The organism is Marcopretia estuarina LEGE 06307 (genome assembly GCF_056633115.1).
In genome coordinates, this window is sequence record NZ_JBSJOY010000005.1 from 300,933 (window position 1) to 321,292 (window position 20,360).

Annotated in this window: 21 protein-coding genes; 15 read left to right on the forward strand and 6 right to left on the reverse strand. The window is 67.2% G+C overall.

Annotation, left to right across the window (positions count from 1 at the left end; genetic code table 11):
* The first annotated feature begins 168 nt into the window (after positions 1 to 168).
* The gene (locus ACWJI3_RS13140) at positions 169 to 867 is read left to right on the forward strand and encodes a class I SAM-dependent methyltransferase (protein WP_480203897.1); all 699 of its coding nucleotides are present in this window, start codon (positions 169 to 171) and stop codon (positions 865 to 867) included.
* A gap of 157 nt (positions 868 to 1,024) precedes the next feature.
* On the opposite strand, the gene ACWJI3_RS13145 is transcribed toward ACWJI3_RS13140, so the two are convergent.
* Together ACWJI3_RS13145 and ACWJI3_RS13150 are read right to left on the reverse strand one after the other, a co-directional pair.
* Positions 1,025 to 1,333, reverse strand: coding sequence for a hypothetical protein (locus tag ACWJI3_RS13145; RefSeq protein ID WP_480203898.1), 309 nt, complete (start codon positions 1,331 to 1,333; stop codon positions 1,025 to 1,027).
* Positions 1,334 to 1,569: 236 nt separating this feature from the next.
* Positions 1,570 to 2,082, reverse strand: a complete 513-nt coding sequence (locus ACWJI3_RS13150) for a hypothetical protein (RefSeq protein ID WP_233132998.1) — start codon at positions 2,080 to 2,082, stop codon at positions 1,570 to 1,572.
* A gap of 153 nt (positions 2,083 to 2,235) precedes the next feature.
* Between ACWJI3_RS13150 and ACWJI3_RS13155 the strand changes: the two genes are divergently transcribed.
* The 4 genes from ACWJI3_RS13155 to ACWJI3_RS13170 all read left to right on the forward strand — a co-directional run bounded on the left by ACWJI3_RS13155 (position 2,236) and on the right by ACWJI3_RS13170 (position 7,023).
* Entirely contained in the window at positions 2,236 to 4,056 is a 1,821-nt protein-coding gene (locus ACWJI3_RS13155; RefSeq protein WP_480203899.1) for a proline--tRNA ligase, read from the forward strand.
* Positions 4,057 to 4,130: 74 nt separating this feature from the next.
* Complete coding sequence (psb27, locus tag ACWJI3_RS13160; RefSeq protein WP_255139831.1) at positions 4,131 to 4,604, forward strand: photosystem II protein Psb27; 474 nt, start codon at positions 4,131 to 4,133, stop codon at positions 4,602 to 4,604.
* 116 nt (positions 4,605 to 4,720) lie between these two features.
* A complete protein-coding gene (locus ACWJI3_RS13165; protein ID WP_094512949.1) occupies positions 4,721 to 6,034 on the forward strand; it encodes an adenylosuccinate synthase in 1,314 nt (437 codons plus the stop codon).
* Positions 6,034 to 7,023: an adenosine kinase gene (locus ACWJI3_RS13170; protein WP_480203900.1), complete on the forward strand. Its 990-nt coding sequence runs from the start codon at positions 6,034 to 6,036 to the stop codon at positions 7,021 to 7,023. The genes ACWJI3_RS13165 and ACWJI3_RS13170 overlap by 1 nt, the downstream gene beginning before the upstream one ends.
* Here the strand turns inward: ACWJI3_RS13170 and cutA are convergent.
* Together cutA and ACWJI3_RS13180 are read right to left on the reverse strand one after the other, a co-directional pair.
* The gene (gene cutA, locus ACWJI3_RS13175; RefSeq protein WP_480203901.1) at positions 6,937 to 7,359 is read right to left on the reverse strand and encodes a divalent-cation tolerance protein CutA; all 423 of its coding nucleotides are present in this window, start codon (positions 7,357 to 7,359) and stop codon (positions 6,937 to 6,939) included. The two genes, ACWJI3_RS13170 and cutA, sit on opposite strands and share 87 nt — an antisense overlap.
* Before the next feature lie 2 nt (positions 7,360 to 7,361).
* Positions 7,362 to 8,174 carry a precorrin-6A/cobalt-precorrin-6A reductase gene (locus ACWJI3_RS13180; protein ID WP_480203902.1) on the reverse strand — a complete coding sequence of 271 codons (813 nt, stop codon included), beginning with the start codon at positions 8,172 to 8,174 and terminating at the stop codon, positions 7,362 to 7,364.
* A 41-nt stretch (positions 8,175 to 8,215) separates the two neighbouring features.
* Between ACWJI3_RS13180 and ACWJI3_RS13185 the strand changes: the two genes are divergently transcribed.
* Complete coding sequence (locus ACWJI3_RS13185) at positions 8,216 to 8,725, forward strand: single-stranded DNA-binding protein (protein WP_255100793.1); 510 nt, start codon at positions 8,216 to 8,218, stop codon at positions 8,723 to 8,725.
* Between the two features lie 141 nt (positions 8,726 to 8,866).
* Here the strand turns inward: ACWJI3_RS13185 and ACWJI3_RS13190 are convergent, their stop codons facing one another.
* A complete protein-coding gene (locus ACWJI3_RS13190) occupies positions 8,867 to 9,136 on the reverse strand; it encodes a hypothetical protein (protein ID WP_480203903.1) in 270 nt (89 codons plus the stop codon).
* A 59-nt stretch (positions 9,137 to 9,195) separates the two neighbouring features.
* On the opposite strand from ACWJI3_RS13190, the gene ACWJI3_RS13195 reads away from it, so the two are divergent.
* The 3 genes from ACWJI3_RS13195 to ACWJI3_RS13205 all read left to right on the forward strand — a co-directional run bounded on the left by ACWJI3_RS13195 (position 9,196) and on the right by ACWJI3_RS13205 (position 12,000).
* Entirely contained in the window at positions 9,196 to 9,759 is a 564-nt protein-coding gene (locus ACWJI3_RS13195; RefSeq protein WP_480203904.1) for a DUF2854 domain-containing protein, read from the forward strand.
* A gap of 185 nt (positions 9,760 to 9,944) precedes the next feature.
* Positions 9,945 to 10,886 (forward strand): acetylglutamate kinase, encoded by a 942-nt coding sequence (gene argB / locus ACWJI3_RS13200; RefSeq protein WP_255100795.1) that lies wholly within the window; start codon positions 9,945 to 9,947, stop codon positions 10,884 to 10,886.
* Positions 10,876 to 12,000, forward strand: coding sequence for a DUF3153 domain-containing protein (locus ACWJI3_RS13205; RefSeq protein WP_480203905.1), 1,125 nt, complete (start codon positions 10,876 to 10,878; stop codon positions 11,998 to 12,000). The genes argB and ACWJI3_RS13205 overlap by 11 nt, the downstream gene beginning before the upstream one ends.
* 88 nt (positions 12,001 to 12,088) lie before the next feature.
* Here ACWJI3_RS13205 and priA read toward each other — a convergent pair whose 3' ends face one another.
* Entirely contained in the window at positions 12,089 to 14,377 is a 2,289-nt protein-coding gene (gene priA / locus ACWJI3_RS13210; RefSeq protein ID WP_480203906.1) for a replication restart helicase PriA, read from the reverse strand.
* Between the two features lie 383 nt (positions 14,378 to 14,760).
* On the opposite strand from priA, the gene rpoD reads away from it, so the two are divergent.
* The 6 genes from rpoD to ACWJI3_RS13240 are packed head-to-tail and all read left to right on the forward strand — an operon-like array spanning position 14,761 to position 20,358.
* A complete protein-coding gene (rpoD, locus tag ACWJI3_RS13215; protein ID WP_480203907.1) occupies positions 14,761 to 16,140 on the forward strand; it encodes an RNA polymerase sigma factor RpoD in 1,380 nt (459 codons plus the stop codon).
* Between the two features lie 27 nt (positions 16,141 to 16,167).
* Positions 16,168 to 17,295 carry a glycosyltransferase gene (locus ACWJI3_RS13220; RefSeq protein WP_094512938.1) on the forward strand — a complete coding sequence of 376 codons (1,128 nt, stop codon included), beginning with the start codon at positions 16,168 to 16,170 and terminating at the stop codon, positions 17,293 to 17,295.
* 24 nt (positions 17,296 to 17,319) lie between these two features.
* Entirely contained in the window at positions 17,320 to 17,529 is a 210-nt protein-coding gene (locus ACWJI3_RS13225) for a hypothetical protein (RefSeq protein ID WP_255100799.1), read from the forward strand.
* Complete coding sequence (locus ACWJI3_RS13230) at positions 17,520 to 19,289, forward strand: ArnT family glycosyltransferase (RefSeq protein ID WP_480203908.1); 1,770 nt, start codon at positions 17,520 to 17,522, stop codon at positions 19,287 to 19,289. Before ACWJI3_RS13225 ends, ACWJI3_RS13230 begins: the two co-directional genes overlap by 10 nt.
* Entirely contained in the window at positions 19,286 to 19,954 is a 669-nt protein-coding gene (locus tag ACWJI3_RS13235) for a phosphatase PAP2 family protein (RefSeq protein WP_255139821.1), read from the forward strand. The genes ACWJI3_RS13230 and ACWJI3_RS13235 overlap by 4 nt, the downstream gene beginning before the upstream one ends.
* Complete coding sequence (locus ACWJI3_RS13240) at positions 19,951 to 20,358, forward strand: DUF1824 family protein (protein ID WP_480203909.1); 408 nt, start codon at positions 19,951 to 19,953, stop codon at positions 20,356 to 20,358. Before ACWJI3_RS13235 ends, ACWJI3_RS13240 begins: the two co-directional genes overlap by 4 nt.
* The last annotated feature ends 2 nt before the right edge of the window (positions 20,359 to 20,360 follow it).

The following is a 20,360-nucleotide window of genomic DNA, read 5'->3' on the forward strand; positions in this document are numbered from 1 at the left end:
AGGGAGGGAGTCTGGGCGCCGACCAACCTACCTGCAGGCGGTGGCCCTTGCCCGTGAATGCAACGCTTGTTGGCCCATTCCCCAGGCTCGGCGTCGCTGTCGCGGGATTGCCAATGGGCTGCCCAGCCCGCGGTGCCGCCTAGCATCGCTGACAACGGATCCTGGGCCTTGGCGTCAGCTGAAGTTTCTCCTCTGATCGATCCGCTCGAACCCGAGGGTTACGACCTGGTGGTGCAGCGGTTGATCCCGGGCTACGCCAGCCTGGCGCGCTTGGCTGTGGCCTTGCTCGCCGCTTCCCCGCTCGCCGCTCCTGAGGGCGCCGAGGTGCTGGTGGCCGGATGCGGCACGGGGGCTGAGCTGGTGGAAGCCGTTGCTCAACGCCCCGATTGGCAACTCACGGCGATCGACCCTTCAGCGGCCATGCTCGCCGCCGCAAGGCAGCGCCTCGGCGAGGCTGCCCCGATCCGCTGGCTGCAAACCACGGCAGAGGCGCTCACGAACGAGCAGGGGTTCGCCGGCGCTCTTTCCGTGCTCGTGCTCCAGTCGCTCCCAGACGACGGCACCAAGCTGGCGTTCCTGAGTGCCTTGGCCCGCTGTCTGCGGCCCGGCGGCCAACTGGTGCTGGTGGATCTGATGCGGCCGGCCCTGCCGCTCCTCCAGGAGCAGATCACCGAGGCCTGGCTCGGCTTTCAGAGGGTGAGCGGCCTCGAACTGGATGCCGACCGGATCGCCTCCCTCACCCAGGGCCTCCATCCGATCGGCGATGCCCGCCTCACGGCATTGGTGAATGCCGCAGGTTTCGGCGACCCTGCACGCATCTTTCAGGCCCTCGACTACGAAGGCTTTCTGCCCCAGCGCGTGGCCTGAGAGCAGACACTGCAGACCCCCTGAGCACCGCCAGTGCACCGCCTGTGAGCGCCGTCATGGGGCAGCGCGTGCGGCGTTGCCATCGCACAACTTGCCACTGGAGTTGGCTCTGCCTGTGGGGACGTTCAGGACGTGAGCAAGCTCAGCGAGGGGCTGTTCAGCGCAGAACCTTTCGGGGCAGGCTCAATGGACCGATGCCCGAGGAAGGCGGCTGGGCCTGGTTGTGGTGCAGGGGCGCTGGTGCGCTTGGCAGACGGCTCAGGCGGGGCAGGACGGCAGGCCGGGATCCCATCACCGAGATCAACGGAATGAACACGGCCATCAGGCCGATCAAGCCGCCCGCAACGGCCGAGCTGGAAAACAGGAGGGATTCCGTACTGAATGGGTCCTCGCCAGGGTCGGCGTCGGATTCAGTGAGCGTGGAAGGGAGGTCTTCGGCTGGAAATCGAGACTGGGCGGAGTCCATGGACGGGGATTGAGGGACACCCCCCGAGCTCAGGATTGCGGCACGAAAGGCCGAAACGCCGTGGGGCTCGGGTGGCAGATCCAGAGCGGGAACAGCGCTGCTGGGGCAGGTCTGTAACGTCTGCTGCAAAAATGGTGGAGTTCATCCACCATTTGGGCATGGATCTTGGCTCGATTATGCCATCTTTTCGTTTTGCTTGCCGTGCGTCGTGTGGAACGCCTGTCAGGAGTCAGCGATCAGGCTGCCGGCCGTGACTGCTCAATGTGCTCCCGTTTGCTGTTCAGGTCGGTGGGAGCACGTTCCATGCCCTGAAGTAGGCGCCGGATCCCCTGCAGTTCGTCAAGGATGGATCCCAGCAATTGCTGGGTGATGGTGGAAGGGGCGTTGAGAACTTCCACTGTGACTTCCTTGATGCGAAGCACGTCACGGGCGAACCTGGCCACTTCGTTGGGGTGAAACAGCAGCGCTTCCTTCTGATCGGTGCGGTATTCGGGGTTGAGACGCCGTGGGTTGAAGGGAGGATTGAGATTGCGCGGTTCGGTGTTGGTGTAGCGATACACCGAGGCGCGCGAGCGGTTCAGAGCCCGCTGCACCTCATCGATGGTGATCAGGCCTTCCGGGGGTGCGTCGGCACTGAAGGACGGGGCGCCGGGGGGCGTGGAGTCTTGAGCGTGTGGGGGTACCGCAGGGGAACCAGGGCCAGGGCCGGCCACCCCACCCCCGAAAGCGCCCTTCGGATGTGTGGACATGAGACAAACCTTGGACTACTGGGACTCAAAAATGAATGTAGCAGAAATCGCCGCGGCGTTTGGGTTCCCGCCGAGCCTTTCGCCGTCGTTCTTGCCGCTCGCCCCTGCCGAGGGGCTCGGTGATAGCGTCCAGCCCCTGCTCCGGTTCGCTCGATGCGTGTCTCCCGCCTGATGCTGGTGACGCTTCGCGACGATCCTGCGGAGGCGGAGATTCCCTCCCATCGGCTGCTGCTGCGTGCTGGTTACATCCGCCGCATCGGCTCCGGGATCTACGCCTACCTGCCCTTGCTGTGGCGTGTGCTGCAGAAGGTGTCGGCCATCGTGCGAGAAGAGATGAACGCCACTGGGGCGCTGGAAACCCTTCTCCCCCAGCTGCAGCCCAGCGAACTCTGGGAGCGCAGCGGCCGCTGGCAGGGCTACACCGCTGGGGAGGGCATCATGTTCCACCTGCTCGACCGCCAGGACCGTTCGCTTGGCCTGGGCCCCACCCACGAGGAAGTGATCACGGCTCTGGCGGCGGATCTGTTGCGTTCCTACCGACAGTTGCCGGTATGTCTGTATCAGATTCAGACGAAATTCCGCGATGAGATCAGGCCCCGTTTCGGGCTGATGCGTGGCAGGGAATTCATCATGAAGGACGCTTATTCCTTCCACGCCGATGAGCAGGATCTCAAAGCGGCTTACGGCGTGATGGACCAGGCCTACCGACGCATCTTCGAGCGTTGCGGCTTGCGTGCCGTGGCGGTGGAGGCCGACAGCGGTGCCATCGGTGGTTCCGCCAGCCAGGAGTTCATGGTCACCGCCGATGCCGGCGAAGATCTGATCCTCGCCAGCCCCGATGGCCGTTACGCCGCCAACCAGGAGCGCGCCTGCTCCCGGGTGGAGCCGGCGGTGCCACTGGCAACGACGGCACCCCCCACCCTGCTGGCCACCCCCGCTCAGCGCTCGATCGAGGCGCTCTGCAGTGCCCATGGGTTTGATCCTTCCCAAACCGTGAAGGTGCTGGTGCTGCTCGCCCGCTTCGCCAGCGGTGGGCCCCTGCCCGTGCTGGTGAGCCTGCGCGGCGATCAGACTCTCAATCCTGTGAAGCTCTCCAACGCGGTTTCCGCCCGCTGCGCCGATTCAGGCGCCTTGCTGAGCCTCGAGCCGATCACGCCTGAGCAAGTTCTGGCGGAAGGGCTTGAGCCCTGGCCGCTGGGGTTCCTGGGCCCCCACCTGCCTGATGCGCTGCTGCAAGGGGCTGCGAGCTGGCAGCAGCGCTTCCTGCGGCTGGCCGATCCGTCGGCCGCCGATCTCGGCGCTTTTGTCTGCGGTGCCAACAGCCTCGACCATCACCTGGTGGGAGCCTGCTGGGGCGAGGCCATGCCCACGCCCGACACTGCGGATCTGCGCGCCGCCCAGCCGGGTGACCGTTGTCTGCACGACCCCGAGCACCGTCTGGAAGCCAGCCGTGGCATCGAGGTGGGGCACATCTTCCAGCTGGGCCGCAAGTACTCCACTGCCCTGGATGCCTGCTTCACCAATGAGGCCGGAGTGGAGGAGCCGCTGTGGATGGGTTGCTACGGCATCGGCGTGTCACGGCTGGCCCAGGCGGCGGTGGAGCAGCACCACGACGCCAACGGCATTTGCTGGCCGCTACCGATCGCGCCCTACGAAGTGATCGTGGTGGTGGCGAACATGCAGGAGCCTGTGCAGGTGGAACTGGCCGAGCGACTCGATGCAGCCCTGGAGGCCGGCGGGATCGAGGTGTTGCTCGATGACCGCCCTGAGCGCGCGGGTGTGAAGTTCAAGGACGCCGACCTGATCGGCATTCCCTGGCGGGTTGTGGTGGGGCGCGGGGCCGCCCAGGGCCAGGTGGAGCTGGTGGAGCGCCGCAGCGGCGAGCGGCAGGAGCTGGCCGCCGCTGATCTGCCCGCCCAGCTGATCGCGGTGGTGGAAGCGGGCCGGCTGGGCAGGGGGGCCCCCTCCTGCTGAGCGCTGGGGGCCTGAGTGCGGGGGGAACTCGCTGGCACGGCTTATAGAGTTTCCCGATTCAATCAGGAGCACCGATGGCCGCGCACCCCTGGCGTTTCGAAGCAGGCCAAGGCGCCTTCCGGCCCTTGTTGCTCGCCGTTCAACGTCTCGGCCGCCGGCTGATGGCGTCGGCCCTGATGGTCGCGCTTTGCCTCTCCCTCACGCTCACGGCCTGTGGCAGTGCCACCGGCAACCTCAGCGGCGTCTACGTGGACGACACCGTGACCGTGGCCCAGAGCCTGCTGAGCACCATCGCCCTGGAGCAGGACGACCCCGCCCGCAGCGCTGCCGAGACCGACGCCCGCGCCCTGATCTCCGACTACATGGCGCTTTACCGCCCCCGGGCGAACGTGAACGGCCTGCCCTCCTTCACCACCATGCAGACGGCCGTCAATTCGCTGGCGGGCCACTACACCAACTACGCCAACCGCCCGCTGCCCGACGCGTTGCGCGCCCGCCTCGAGAAGGAGCTCAAGAAGGCTGAAACCAACGCCGTGCGCGGCGCCTGAAGCCCGGACCACCCCCGGCGGGATCACGGATGCCGCTGGGGGGTTTACGAAGGGGCAGCTGATCTGAGAGGCTCTCTGTTTGTGCTTAGAAGCGGCTTCGGGCCGCTGTTTCCTTCTTGGCCAATGTCGTCGTCATCGGTGCTCAATGGGGTGACGAAGGCAAGGGAAAGATCACCGATCTGCTCAGCCGCTCCGCCGATGTGGTGGTGCGGTATCAGGGGGGTGTGAACGCCGGTCACACGATCGTCGTCGACGACAAGGTGCTCAAACTGCACCTCATTCCTTCCGGCATTCTTTATCCCGACACCACGTGCCTGATCGGCTCCGGCACGGTGGTCGACCCGAAGGTCATGCTCGGTGAGCTCGACATGCTCGCCACGTTCGGCATCGACATCTCCGGCCTGAAGCTCGCCTCCACGGCCCACGTGACCATGCCTTACCACCGCCTGCTGGATCAGGCGATGGAGCAGCGCCGCGGTGATCGCCGCATCGGCACCACCGGTCGGGGCATCGGCCCCACCTATGCCGACAAATCGGAGCGCAACGGCATCCGGGTGCTCGACCTGCTCGACGTGGACCGGTTGCGGGATCGCCTGTTGGCTCCCCTGGCCGAAAAGAACCTGATCCTGGAGCGCATCTACGACCTGCCGCCGCTCGATCCCGAGGAGGTGATCCTTGAGTACGCCGCCTATGGCCAGCGGCTGGCGCCCCACGTGGTCGACTGCACCCGCACGATCCACGAGGCCGCCCGTGCCCGCAAGAACATCCTGTTCGAAGGGGCCCAAGGCACCCTGCTCGACCTTGATCACGGCACCTACCCCTACGTCACCTCGTCCAATCCGGTGTCCGGTGGCGCCTGCATCGGCGCAGGGGTGGGCCCCACGCTGATCGACCGTGTGATCGGTGTGGCCAAGGCCTACACCACCCGCGTGGGCGAAGGGCCTTTCCCCACCGAGCTCGAAGGCAGCCTCAACGATCACCTCTGCGATCGCGGCCATGAATTCGGCACCACCACCGGCCGGCGGCGCCGTTGCGGCTGGTTCGATGGCGTGATCGGCCGCTATGCCGTTCAGGTGAACGGCCTCGATTGCCTGGCGATCACCAAGCTTGATGTGCTCGATGAGCTCGACGAGATCCAGGTGTGCGTGGCCTATGAGCTCAACGGCGAGCGCATCGACCACTTCCCCAGCAGTGCCGAGGATTTCGCCCGCTGTCAGCCGATCTTCGAAACGCTGCCCGGCTGGCAGAGCTCCACTGCCGACTGCCGCCAGCTTGAGGAGCTGCCGGACACGGCAATGGCTTATCTCCGCTTCCTCGCCGAGCTGATGGAGGTGCCGATCGCCATCGTGTCCCTCGGGGCTCAACGTGACCAGACGATCGTCGTGGAGGATCCGATCCACGGTCCCAAGCGGGCCCTGTTGAGCGCGTGATGCCCAGACAATTTGATGTCGTCGGCATCGGCAACGCCATCGTGGATGTGCTGGTGCAGGCGGACGATGCCTTCATTGCTGCCCATGGCCTCACCAAAGGCACCATGGCGCTGGTGGATGAAGCCCAGGCCGATCGCCTCTACGCCGCCTCTGGCCCTGGCTTTGAAACCTCAGGCGGATCCGCAGCCAACACCTTGGCGGGCATCGCCCAGCTGGGCGGCCGCGCCGGTTTCATCGGTCGTGTCCGCAACGATCAGCTGGGCGGGATCTTCGCCCACGACATTCGTTCTGTGGGAGCTCACTTCCAGACGCCCCCCACCACGTCCGGTCCCTCCACGGCCCGCTGTCTGATCCTGGTTACCCCCGACGCCCAGCGCACGATGTGCACCTATCTGGGCGCCTCGGTGACGCTCGATCCCGCCGACCTCGACCTGGAGCTGGTGGGGCAGGCGAAGGTGCTCTACCTGGAGGGCTATCTCTGGGATTCCGAGCCGGCCAAGCGGGCCTTCATCGCCGCTGCCGAGGTGGTGCGCGCCCATGGTGGTGAGGTGGCCCTCAGCCTCTCCGACGGTTTCTGTGTGGAGCGCCACCGCGCCAGCTTCCTCGAACTGGTGGATGGCCACGTGGATCTGCTCTTCGCCAACGAGCTGGAGATCTGCTCCCTCTATGCCACCGACAGCTTTGAGGAGGCGGTGGACCGGGTGCGTGGTTGCTGCAAGGTGGCCGCGCTCACCCGCAGCGAAAAGGGATCGCTGGTGCTGGCCGGAGGGACCAGTCACACGATTGCGGCATATCAGCTGGGCCCCCTGGTGGACACCACCGGCGCCGGCGACCTCTACGCGGCCGGCTTCCTGCACGGCTACACCCAGGGCCAGAGCCTTGAGGACTGCGGTCGATTGGGTTCACTCTGCGCCGGCCTGGTGGTCACCCAGCTGGGACCCCGACCCCAGGCTTCCCTGCAGGATCTGGTGCGGCTGCATCTGGGCTGAGCCGGCCAGCTCATCCTGCAGCCACAGGCCATAGGCGCCTTCAGTCTGGGCCGGCCAGTGGATCCACTCCGGCGTGTCGTAGCTGTGCAATGCGTGCAGGCGCCGCCTCAACGCCTCCAGCTGGGTGGCGCTGGTTTTGATCAGCAGCTGCACTTCCGTGCTGCGCTCCATCCTTCCTTGCCAGTGATAGAGCGAGGTGATCGGCAGCAGGCTGACGCAGACCGCCAGCCGCTCCTCCAGCAGGGCCTGCGCCAGCCGCTCAGCATGGGCGGCGTCCGCCTCGGTGGTGAGCACCAGTGTGAGCGCCGTGGCAGGGTCGTTGGAAGGCGGTGGCATAGCTAGAGCCAGCGGGCGGGCTGGCCCAGCTTCTCCAGCAGCTCTGTCAGCGGCAAGCCTTCCACCCCTGGGGGTTCGGCGGGGCGCGCCAGCAACAGCAGCTGCAGATCCCTGGCGGCACAGAGCTGTTGCCAGCCGCGCTCCGTGCGCCCGCCCGACTGCCGGCAGAGCACCGCGCTGATCTGCCACTGCCGCAGCAGCGCCTGCTCGATGCCAAGGGCCGCCCCCCCCAGTGGGCCGCCGGCCGGCCGCAGGCAGGCCAGGTGGGCATCCGGCAGCCCCGCTGCCCGCGCCTGCTGCAGGCTCGCCGGTGTGGGCAGCACCCGTGCGAAGAGCTCCACCCCGTTGGCATGGGCAGCGGCGGTGGCCAGATGGCGAGCACCGATCGCCAGCAGCAGCCGTTGGCCGCGCAGATCTTCCTTCCCCAGGGCCTGCAGATCGCTCAACAGGGTCTGCCGCGGGGCGAGGTGCGGCTCCAGCGGCCGCAGCAGCCGCAGCAGCGGTTGCCCCAGCGGCTGGCAGGTCGTCGCCAGCTGAGCGCTGATCTGCACCGCAAAGGGATGGCTGGCGTCGATCACCCATTGGTAGGGGCGCCGCTGAAGCCGCGCCGCCTCCAGGTGCCGCTGGATGCCGGCGCTGCCCTGCATCGCACCCACCTCCAGCTGCAGCCGGGGGTGGGGGGAGTAAGCGCGCCCCGCCGTTTGGCTCACCACGGAGACGGTCAGCTCCCAGCCGTTCGCCAGCAGTGCCGCCGCGAGCCAGGGACCTTCACCGGTGCCGCTGATCAGCCACAGGCGCCCGCTGGTGCATTTCACGGCCGTGCATCAGGATGTGGCCCGCCGGTGCGGACGGAGAGATGAATCACTGCTTGCTGGAGGGGGTGGTGCTGGAGGCGCCCCAGGTGCGCTACACCCAGGACAACCAGACGCCGGTGGCGGAGATGGCCGTGCAGATCGACGGGCTGCGCCCGGATGACCCGCCCGGCCAGGTGAAGGTGGTGGGCTTCGGCAATCTGGCGCAGGACCTGCAGAACCGCGTTCAGGTGGGCCAGCGCTTGGTGCTGGAAGGGCGCCTGCGCATGAACACTGTGAACCGCCCGGATGGCACCAAGGAGAAGCGGGCCGAGTTCACCCTCTCCCGGCTCCATCCCCTCGGCGGAGCTGTGGTCGGTGCTGGTGGAAGCGCCGACCCATCCAGGGCGCCGGCGCCAGCTCCTGCGCCGATGGGGGCCTCACGGGCCGCCGCTCCTGTGCGCCAGCCGGTGCGGCAGAACCCGCCACCTGCCGCTCCCGCCCCGGCCACACCCACCTGGAATTCCGCTCCTCTCGTGCCTGACACCCAGGAGGAAGACGACATCCCGTTCTGATCAGGAGACAGGGCATGCGTGAACCAACCTGCGCGCGTGACTGAAGCAAGCGGGCGTGCCCTGCTGAACGAATGGGCCGGATGCGCTCGGATGAGGGGGTTGGCGGCCAAACGGACGTCGCCACTCCCACCACCGGACGTTTCAGTCGGTCTGCAGCTTCTCGCTGGCCTGGTCGAGCATCTGGCCCAGTTCGCGCTCCAGGGCTGCCAGATCGAGGCGCAGCTCACTCCAGCGGCCCGCATCGATCTGACGCAGCAGCCAGAGCCGGTCTTCGGTGAGCTGATCGAGCAGCACCCGGTTGCTCGGTGTCTGTGCGGCTCCAGTGGGGTTGGCTGAGGCTGCCGCCCGGCCGGCATCAACGTTGGCGGCTACCGCAGGTTCGAGGCCGTCGGCAGGCGGCGACAGGGACATGGAGGCGGATCGCTGGCGTTGCCTCTCCATCCTGCACGGCTTTGCTGGAGGATGGGTCCATGCAAGCCCTCACCTCCCCCGGCAGCCTGCTCACGATTCTCGGAGCGGTGCTCACCGTGATCGGTTCGATCGCGTACGTCACCGATAGCCCGAACATCAGCCTGGCCGGTGTCTTCTATGGCATCCCTGTGTTGTTGGGTGGCCTGGCGCTGAAATCCTCGGAGTTGCCGCCTGCCGAACGGCTCACCCCCCCGGCCACCTATCAACGTCTGCGGGAGGAGACGGCCAGCGAGCCGCTGCGAAAAGTGCTCAAGGACGTGACCCGTTGGCGCTACGGCCAGAAAGCCCACCTGGAATCCTCCCTCGAAGCCCTCAAACTCTGGGACGAGGACAGCCCGCCCGAGCTGGTGAGCGTGGCTGAGCTGGAGCAGGGCGGTGCTTATGGCCTGATCCTGCGCTTCCGTCTCAATGGCGTGAGCCTGGAGCGTTGGCAGGCACGTCAGGAGCGCCTTGGTCGTTTCTTCGGCCCGGGCCTCACGGCCGAGTTGCGGCCGCTCGATGCCTCGCTCCTGGAGCTGGCGCTGCTCCCCACGGCGGCTGTCAGCCCCGAGCCTGTGCCCTGATCTCCGCACCTCCCCAGGGCCTCCGACGGCTCTGAACCCGTGGCGTTCCACCGCCCGGGCACAGCTCGGTACCAGCCCATCCCGGCCACGGACCCGTCCACTCCAGTCCAGCCCGGTACCCGCCAGCGCCGTCGATCCCGGCCCGCTCACCTCAGTCTCTCCACCCACCATCACCCCGCAGTCCATTGAGCCAGGACCCCTTGATCAGCGCCGAGGACAGCCTGCGGGTCTCCGTCCTCAGCGAGGCCCTTCCCTACATCCAGCGCTTCGCCGGCCGCCGAGTGGTCGTCAAGTACGGCGGTGCGGCCATGGCCCACAAGTCGCTGCAGGAGGCGGTGTTCCGCGATCTGGCCCTGCTCGCCTGTGTGGGGGTGCGGCCGGTGGTGGTGCACGGCGGCGGCCCGGAAATCAACGAGTGGTTGACCCGGCTGGCGATCAAGCCCACGTTCCGTGACGGCCTGCGCGTCACCGATGCCGACACCATGGATGTGGTGGAGATGGTCCTGGTGGGCCGTGTGAACAAGCAGATCGTCAATGGCCTCAACCGCCTGGGCGGCAGGGCCGTGGGGCTCTCCGGCAGTGACGGGAGGCTGGTGGAGGCCCGCGCCTGGGGCGGTGGCTCCCACGGACTGGTGGGGGATGTGGCCGCCGTGAACCCCGCCGTGCTCGCTCCCCTGCTTGACGCGGGCTACATCCCGGTGATTTCCAGTGTGGCCGCCAATGCCGAAGGCCAGGCCCACAACATCAACGCCGACACGGTGGCGGGTGAGTTGGCCGCTGCCCTGCAGGCCGAAAAGCTGATCCTGCTCACCGACACCCCCGGCATCCTCACCGACCGCGACGATCCCAGCTCGCTGTTGCGCCATCTGACCCTGGCCCAGGCCCGCGAGCTGATTGCCAGCGGCGTGGTGGCCGGTGGCATGACCCCCAAGACCGAATGCTGCATCCGCGCCCTGGCACAGGGGGTGGGGGCAGCTCACATCGTTGATGGTCGCGTCCCCCATGCCCTGCTGCTGGAGGTGTTCACCGATGCCGGCATCGGCACGATGGTGGTCGGTCGCTGCCAGCCCGATACCGTTGCCGCCTCGCCCGTCCGCCGCTCCGGCTTGCCTGGCCATGGAGGATGAGTCCTTGCTCAGCGCGCGCCGCGCTCTCGAGCGGGGCGACTACGGCCAGTGTCTGCGATTGCTTCAACCCCTGGCCGACCAGCACCCACCCAGTTCCCCGTTCGGCGGTCAGCTGCGGCTGTTGATGGTCACCGCCTGGATGGGCCAGGGTGACACCGCCGCTGCTCAGGCCTGCTGCCGCAGCCTGCACGCCAGCACCGATCCTGAACTGCGCCTGCAGGCCAGGGATCTGCAGATGATTCTCGATGCCCCGGCGCTGCAGCGTCCGGCCAATTGGTCCCTCACCCTGCCGAGCCTGGGTGGGGCCGAACCCCTGGAAGGCCGGCTGAAGTCAGCCAGCCGCTGGATGCCGCGCCGCGATGGGCCGCCTGAGCCGCCGCCGCCACCGGTGGGCCCCACGCGCCAGCCCCTTGGTTTCGCCGTGGTCGCCCTGGTGCTGCTGCTGGTGCTCACCCTGCTGAGCGGATGCCTGCGGGTGGACACGGAGCTGCAGTTTCCGGGCCCGGGGCGGCTGCAGCTCACCCAGGTCTGGAGCAGCGACACAGGCCGCCAGCTCCCCTGGCAGCAACGCTTCGCCACGGCCGTGGCGGAGGCCGATCCAGGTGCCCGCCTGAGCCTCAAGGGAGACGGCCCCCGCCAGGAGCTGCGCAGCCCCTCCCTGCCGGCGGTGGAGATTCAGGCCCTGCTGGCACGCACCACGACCCTGGCCGCTGAACGGATCGGTGTGGAGCTGCCCCCGCCCCGCCTCGAACTGAGCGAGCGGAACTGGCTGCTGGGGGTGCGCCAGCACCTGTGGCTGGAGCTCGATCTTCAGCCCCTTGACGCCGTTCCGGGCCTCGATCTCCAGATGGTGCTCCGTCCGGTTTCTCTCGGCGCCGTGCGGCAGGCCGCCCCCCGGCCGGCCGCTCGCGAAGGAATCGGTGTGCGCTGGCCCCTTGCCACCGGCGCCGCCAATCGGCTCGAGCTGCTCACCTGGCGCTGGAGCAGGCTGGGTCTGGGTGGGATGGTGATCCTGCTGCTGCTCTGTGCCGCCCTCGCCCTGCAGCGGTTGCGCTGGTCATCGGGGTTCGGCTGGCCCGAGCTGCCCGTTCCCCAGGACGCCGACGGGGCCTGATCAACGCCGCCTTTCCAGGTGCGCCGGTGCAGAGGCTCTGTCGCAGAGTGACTGGGACCGGTTTGCCTGCCCCGAGAGGCTCTGCCGCTCAGAGCTCCATCGGATCGGGATCGATGCTGAGCGTCACCCGGCCGTCGAGGCCCTGGCGCAGCGCCTGCTCCTCGGCCAGGGGCAACGGGGTGCCGGCCGGCCCGTGCAGCAGCAGTTGCCAGCGGTGCCGACCGGCCACCCGCGCCACCGGTGCTGGTGCCGGCCCGATCAGCTCCCAGCCTGCCGCCTCCACCGCCGGGCGCACCCGCTCCGCCAGTGCGGCGGCGGTGGTGGCGGTGGCGCTGGCGGAGTCACCGGCGAAGCGCAGCAGACAGGCACGGCTGAAGGGCACCAACCGGGCCTGACGGCGGAGCCGCAGCTCCTCGTCGAGGAAGCGCTCGTAGTGGCCATCGATCAGGTGACAGATCACCGGATGGTCAGGGCTGTAGGTCTGCACCAGCACGGATCCCGGCCGTTCGCCCCGACCGGCCCGGCCGGCGAGCTGCAGCAGCAGCTGCAGGCACTGTTCCGCGGCGCGCAGATCGGGCCGGTGCAGCAGACCATCAGCCGCCAGCACCGCCGCCAGCGTCACCCGGGGCAGGTCCATGCCCTTCGCCAGCATCTGGGTGCCCACCAGCACGTCAGCGTCTCCGGCGGCGAAGGCAGCCAGCAGACGCCGGTGGCCGTCACGGCCGCGGGTGGTGTCGCGGTCGAAGCGGAGCACCCGCAGCCCTTCGAGCTCCTTCTCCAGCTGCTCGATCACTCGCTGGGTGCCGGCGCCGAAGGGTTTGAAGGCGGTGGAACCGCAGTGGCCGCAGCGCTCGGTGATCTCCTGGCGGTGGTCACACCAGTGGCAGCGCAGCCAGGCACGGCCCTCACGCTGGCGGTGCACGGTGAGTGCCACATCGCAGTGGGGGCACTGCACCACTTCACCGCAGCTGCGGCAGCTGAGGAAGCTGCTGTAGCCCCGCCGCGGCACCAGCACCACCGCCTGCTCGCCACGCTCCTGCACCTGCTCCAGCCGCTCCATCAGGGCCCGGCTGATCAGGCGCCGGTGGCCATCGGCCAGCTCCAGCCGCATGTCCACCACGCTCACCGACGGGGTCTGGGCGCCGCCGATGCGCTCAGGCAGCCGCAGCAGGGTGGTGGCTGGGCGCCTGCCGACGTCGCCGTGGCCAAGGCTGGACGGTTGGCAGGCCAGCCAGGTTTCCAGGGAGGGGGTGGCGCTGCCCAGCAGCAGGCGGCCGCTGTTCCGGCAGCGGATCCGCGCCACGTCGCGGCAGTGGTAACAGGGCATGGGAGCATCCTGTTTGTACGAGGTGTCGTGTTCCTCGTCCAGCACGATCAGACCGAGCGGCTGCAGCGGCAGGAACACGGCGGAGCGGGTGCCCACCACCAGTAACGGCTCGCCTTGCCGGGCCGCCAGGCAGCGGCGCCACACCTGGACCCGCCCGGCGTCGCTGACGCCGCTGTGGTATTCGAGAACGTCGCCGCCGAAACGGGCATGGCAGCGATCCAGCAGCTGGGGGATCAGGCCGATCTCAGGGGTGAGCAGCAGCACGCTTTCACCGGCCGTCAGCGCGGCGGCGGCGGCCTGGAGATACACCTCGGTTTTGCCCGAGCCGGTCACGCCCCAGAGCAGCAGCTCACTGCCCGGCGGCGAGGCCAGGATCGCCTCCAGTGCCTGCTGCTGGGCTGTGGTGAGCGACCGTGGCGTGCTGCGGTCGCCGCCCGGCAGGCCATGGGCACGAGCAGCCGTCTCCGGGCCCGGCAGACGGGCTGTGATGCACACCCCGCCCCCACGGCGCAGCCCCTCCACCACCGAACGGCTGAAGCCCCATCCGCCGCAGACATCGCGCAGCCAGGCCCCGCCCCCGCACTGGTGCAGGGCCTCCAGCAACTGCTGCTGACGAGGACTGGCCGCTGCCGCGTCCGCCGTCGCGCTCACCCACTGGAGCGGGCGCGGCCCGGCCGGCTGGGATGGGCGCCACTGGCCAAGCCAGCCCGACGGCAGCGCTGATTTGAGCGTTTTGAACACCGTGGTGTGGCATTGATGGGCCACCTCCTGTAACAACTCCTGCCAGAGGGGATCCACGGCGGCGCGCTGATGCACGGCGGTGATCGCCAGCAGCCGCGCCGCCTGCAGATCGGGCGGAAGGGCCTGGAGCGCCTCCACCACCAGTCCCACATGGGGCCGTCCACGCAGTGGCACCCGCACCAGATCGCCGGCGGCGATCTCAAGATGCTGGGGATTGGCATAGGTGAAGATGCGGCCTTCCCGGCCGGCTTCCACCCAGACCTGCCAGTAGATCACTGCCGTGGAGGGTGGGGCGTGTGCATCGGCCACGACGAGCTGCTGCGTTTGCCTTGCAAACACCATGGGTGTTTCTTAAGGTGATCAGGTTGAGCAGTCCAAACGGCTGCTGTCGGAACCAGGCAGAGTTCCGTCCAGAGGGAAGATCTGAAGCCAGCCATACGGATTTTTCTCCGCAGGGCTGCTGGGTCTGCGACCACCCCTGACAGCCCTGCTCTGGCCTTCGCGCCGCCGTTGTCGTTTCCGGTCTGGTTCCATCTCGTTAGGGCGCTCGATTTCCCATCGTGCCTGGCACTTCGGCGAATGCCGCGGGGCCTCGGCACGTTGGTTGACGTCGATGCCATCACGCCAACGGGGCGACCTCTCCAGAACGCTTCTCCCAGCCTTCGTTTTCAACCCGTTTCGCCCTTCCCCCTATGAGCCCAGCTGCTGCGGCCAAGCCCAAGATTCCTGCTGCCACCATCCTCGCGGTGTCCTCGCCCAACGGTGAGGAAACGTTGATCCAGCCCAAACCCGCGAAGGCTGTCAAGAGCAGGTCCAAGCCCGCTGCTGCCGCAGCCTCTGCCGAAGGTGAAGCGACAGCCACCACCAAGGCGGCGGCCGAAGCCAAGCCCAAGGCCACCCGCACCCGCACCCGCAAGCCGGCGGCGGCCAAAGCCGCCAAGGTGGCAGCGGCTCCTGTCAAGGACGCTGAGGCCGTGGACGCCGTTGATGACGTCGAGTCGCTCGACCTTGATGGCATCGCCGACGAGCTGCTCGCCCAGGCCGACGACAGCACCAAGGCCAAGAAGGAGGCCAAGGCGGCTTCCGCCAAGGCTCTGGCCAGCATCAAGGTGGGCCCGAAAGGGGTGTACACCGAGGATTCGATCCGGGTTTACCTCCAGGAGATCGGCCGCATCCGCCTGCTGCGCCCCGATGAAGAGATCGAGCTGGCCCGCAAGATCGCCGACCTTCTCCACCTCGAGGAGCTTGCCGCCCAGTTCGAACAGGACAACGGCCACTACCCCGACACCAAGGAGTGGGCGGTGCTGGTGGACATGCCGCTGGTGAAGTTCCGCCGCCGCCTGATGCTCGGCCGGCGCGCCAAGGAAAAGATGGTGCAGTCGAACCTGCGCCTGGTCGTGTCGATCGCCAAGAAGTACATGAACCGCGGCCTTTCCTTTCAGGATCTGATCCAGGAAGGCAGCCTCGGCCTGATCCGTGCCGCTGAGAAGTTCGATCACGAAAAGGGCTACAAGTTCTCCACTTACGCCACCTGGTGGATTCGTCAGGCGATCACCCGCGCCATCGCCGATCAGAGCCGCACCATCCGCTTGCCTGTTCACCTCTACGAAACGATTTCCCGCATCAAGAAAACCACCAAGGTGCTCAGCCAGGAATTCGGCCGCAAACCTACCGAAGAGGAGATTGCGGAGAGCATGGAGATGACGATCGAGAAACTGCGTTTCATCGCCAAATCCGCCCAGTTGCCTATCTCCCTGGAAACTCCGATCGGCAAGGAGGAGGATTCCCGCCTTGGTGATTTCATCGAGGCGGATATCGAGAATCCCGAGCAGGATGTGGCCAAGAATCTGCTGCGTGAGGATCTCGAAGGTGTGCTTGCCACCCTCAGCCCGAGGGAGCGCGATGTGTTGCGCCTGCGCTACGGCCTTGACGATGGCCGGATGAAGACCCTTGAGGAGATCGGTCAGATCTTTGACGTGACCCGCGAGCGCATTCGCCAGATTGAAGCCAAGGCGCTGCGCAAACTGCGGCACCCCAATCGCAACGGGGTGCTGAAGGAGTACATCAAGTAACCTCCAATCGTCAGCGTTCCCTCCGTTTTGCCCGCATCGGTCGTCGCGTCTGCCGGGTCTACCCCGGCAGCGAGGGTCACCATCGTTCTGCCCACCTTCAACGAGCGGCAGAACATCCAGCCCATCCTCCAGCAGTTGCTTGCTCTGCGTGATCGCTTTCAGCTGGAGGTGATCGTGGTTGACGATGATTCCGCCGATGGAACGGCTGATTTCGTCAAGGAACTGGCGCATGGGGAGCCTTGCCTGCGCCTCATCCGCCGCGTGGGGCGCTCAGGCCTCTCCAGCGCCATCAAAGAAGGCCTGCTGGACAGCACCGGCGATCTTGCCGTGGTGATGGATTGTGATGGCCAGCATGAGCCCGCGTCGGTGGCGGCGGCGCTGGAGCTGTTGCTGGCCCGCAACGTCGATCTGGTGATCGGCAGCCGCTTTCACCCAGAGGCTTCCATCAAGGGGTTGAGCGACAAACGGGAAGGGGGATCGGTGCTGGCCAATCGCCTGGCACGTTTCACCCTGCCCCGCTATCGCCACCTCAGCGATTTCATGAGTGGCTTTTTCGCACTGCGCCTCGACCGCTGCCTGCCGATGATCCGGCAGGTGGATTCTCAGGGGTTCAAATTTCTCTACGAGCTTCTGTCGATCAGCCGCGGGCATCTGATTGCCGAAGAAACCCCGCTCACCTTCCAGCCCCGCACCTTCGGAAGCTCCAAGCTGGACATCTCCGTTCTGTGGGACTTCGGCGTTTCGATCATCCATACGTTGCTGCTGCGGATGGTTCCAAGGCGTGCTGTGAGTTTTGCCCTGGTTGGTGTTTCCGGGATCGGCGTGCAGCTGTTGGTGTCCAACCTCTTGATCCTGCTGGGCTTCTCCTTCGTGGCCTCGTTGCCACCGGCTGTGATCGCCTCGGCCTGTAGTAATTATCTCGTGAACAACACCCTCACCTTCCGCCACCTGCGGCTCAAGGGTTTCCCTCTGTTTGCCGGGCTTGTCAAGTTTCTGGTGGTGGCCTCGTTGCCGATGCTCGCGAATATCGGCCTGGCCAGTGTGTTTTACACGAGGGTGGCGAGTGACACCCTCTTCGCCCAGATCGCCGGTATTGCCGTGGTGTTTGTGTGGAACTACGCTGCTTCATCGCGTTTTGTCTGGAACACCCCCTGAGCGGAAGTCTTCCGCTTGCACCCGATGGCCATTGACCTGATCGCCATTGACCTGATCGCCTTTGGTTCGATTTCCCTGGCTCTCATTCCCCTCGATTCAGACCCTTCTCGGCTCCAGTTGGATGTGTTGAAATCCGATCTGTCTCAGCGCCTCACCAGTCCCGCCGCTCTGGCGTCCCGCCGTCGGTGGCTGCTCCCTCCTTCCCCAGCCCGCCTCCTGATCGCATGCTCGTGATCTCCTCGCTGCAGGCGCGCCCGGCCCGCCTGGCCTTGGTGACTGCCGCCGGTCTGCTGCTGCTCTGCTGGCTGGCCTTCTTCAATCACCTGGGCACGCTCAGCTTGATGGACAAGACCGAAGCCCTCTTTGTGGAAGTGGGCCGGGAGATGCTGCTGCGCAACGACTGGATCACGCCCCACTGGAACGGCGAGCCGTTCTTTGACTATCCGGTGTGGGGGTACTGGATGGTGGCCCTCAGCTTCCGCCTCTTCGGCGTCAGCGCCTGGGCGGCCCGGCTGCCGGTGGCGCTGATGGCCAGCCTGGTGGTGGTGGCGGGGTTCGTGCTCCTGTGGCTGCTTGCTGAAGGCGAAGCCACGCCGGCTCGCCTGCGGCGCTCCTGGCTGGGGGCGGTGTTGTTGGCGCTCAACCCCGCCTGGGTGGGCTGGGGGCGCAGCTCCGTCACCGACATGTTCCTCTCCAGCGCCATCACCCTCTCGCTGTTCGGCTTTTTCCTGGCGTACAGCCAGGTGGACAGGCCCGTGCTGCGGCGCGTGGGCTACGTGGTGATGCCTGTGTTCAGTGCCATTGCGGTGCTCGCCAAGGGACCCGTGGGTCTGGTGCTGCCGGGGGCGGTGATTGTGGTGTTCCTGCTCTGCCAGGCCCAGCTGTTCACGGTGCTGCGGCAAATGCCGATGCTGCAGATGGCTGTGCTGTTCCTGGCGGTGGGCAGTCCCTGGTACGTGTGGGCTGCAAAGGTGAACGGCGCCGACTTTCTTGGCGGCTTCTTCGGCTTCAGCAACCTGCAGCGCTACACCTCGGTGCTCTACGGCCATTCCGGCCCCTGGTACTTCTATCTGCCCTGGTGCGTGATCCTGCTGCTGCCGTGGTCGCTGTTTCTGCCGTTGGCCATGGTGCGGCTGCGCTATTGGCAACTGGGCCACTGGCGCCGGCAACCCCGCACAGCCCAGTTGGCCCCGTTCTGCCTGGTCTGGTTTCTGGTGGTGCTGGTGTTTTTCTCTGTCGCCAGCACCAAGCTCGCCGGATACATCCTGCCCCTGATTCCCGCCGGTGCGCTGCTGGTGGCTTTGTTCTGGCAGCCGCTGCCCGCTGCGACCGCCCCCTTACCGGCCACCGACCGCTGGCAGAAGCTTTTCGGCTGGCTGAATGCGCTGCTGCTGGCGGTGATGGCCACTGCCGCCGTGGTGGCCCCGCGCTGGGCCGCTTCCGACCCCGCCTATCCCGGCTTTGCCAAGGCCCTCAACAGCTCCGGGTTGCCGATGCTGCTGGGGGGGCTGCTGGCGGTGGCGGCGATCGCGATGGTGGTGCAGCTCCTGCGGCGCGGCCCGCTGCAGCACCTATGGCTGCCAGATGCGGCGGCCTTTGCCGGCGTCCTCCTGCTGGTGGTGCCAGGACTTGCCCCCTTGATGGAGAGGGAGCGACAGCAACCGGTGCGCGAGCTCGCCGTTCTCGCCGGCCAGCTGGCTGGACCGCAGGAACCGCTGCTGGTGGTGGGCTACATGCGCTACAGCGTGGTGTTCTACAGCGGCCGGCCCGTGCAGTTCTTTGACAGCGTCAAAGGGGCCCGTCGGGGCTTGCGGGACAGCCAGCCGACCAGCGTGCTGGTGTTCGGCGAACAGCGCAAGCTCGAGGACCTCAACACGGAGGGGGGGCAGGTGCAGACCCTGGCCAGCCGCGGCAATCACCGCCTGCTTCGCTACGTGCCCGGGCCGGCAGCGGTGAAGGGATCAGAGCCCCGCCCCGGCGGCGCCGGTTCGTGAACCGCTTCCGCCGCTGGTGCCGGCTGTTCGGCGTCCCCAGGCTGCTGGCCTGCGTGATCGCTCTGGGGCTGGTGCTCTGGATCGAGGCCACGATGGTGAACCAGAAGCACCCTGAGCTCGATATCGCCATCCTCGACTGGCTGGGCCAGGTGATTCCTCCCCAGCCGGGCGCCCTGCTCGTGCTCGTGTACAAGCTCAGCGGCACCCGCTTCACCGCCGTGCTGGTGGCGGCCGCACTGGTGTTCCTTTACACCAAGCGGGCTTGGAACGAGCTGCGCTGGCTGGCGGTGGGGACGGCTGGAATTCTGCTGATCGTGGATCGCTGGCTCAAGCCGATGTTTGATCGCTCGCGCCCCCCCGACCGGCTGGTGGAGGTGATCGGCCGCAGTTTTCCCAGTGGCCATGCCTCCGGCGCCGTGGTGTTCTATTTCCTCATGTGCATGATCCTCTCCTCGCTCTACCCGCGCCTGCGGCGCCCGTTGTATGTGGGTGCCTCGCTCTGGGTGGCGCTGGTGTGGCTCAGCACCCTCTACTGCCGGGTGCACTGGCCCACCGACATGGTGGGTGGCGCTTGCGTCGGCTTCATCTGGTTCAGCATCTGCGCCGTGAGCCTCCAGTTCTGCGCTCCCCGGCAGACTGGCCCTTCCCTGGGGCGAACCCCTTGACCACACCCGCTTCGCTCAGCACGCTCGCGGCTCTCTGCGGCCTGCGTACGGCGCCGGAGCTCACTGCCGCGGCCCGTCAGGCGCTGCGCAGTGAACTCGACCAGCGGCTGGCGGCCTGTGAATGGTTCACCGTCGGGGTGATGGCACCCTCCGCCTCCCAGGCGGTGGCTGCGCTGCGCGCCTGTGAGAAGGCCCTCGGCTGGGAGCCCCTGCAGGCTCCTGGCCGCGACACCTCTGACAGTGAGGAGGGCCCGGTGTTCCTCAAGGGCAACCAGCGCACTGGTCACTTCCTGCTGCGTCCGGAATCCGGCCTCGGCTGCGGCCTGCTGATCACCGGCCACAGCAGCGTGGCGCCCGAAGCGGAAGACACCTGGGGACCGTTCCCCCTCGATTTCTTCGCCTGACC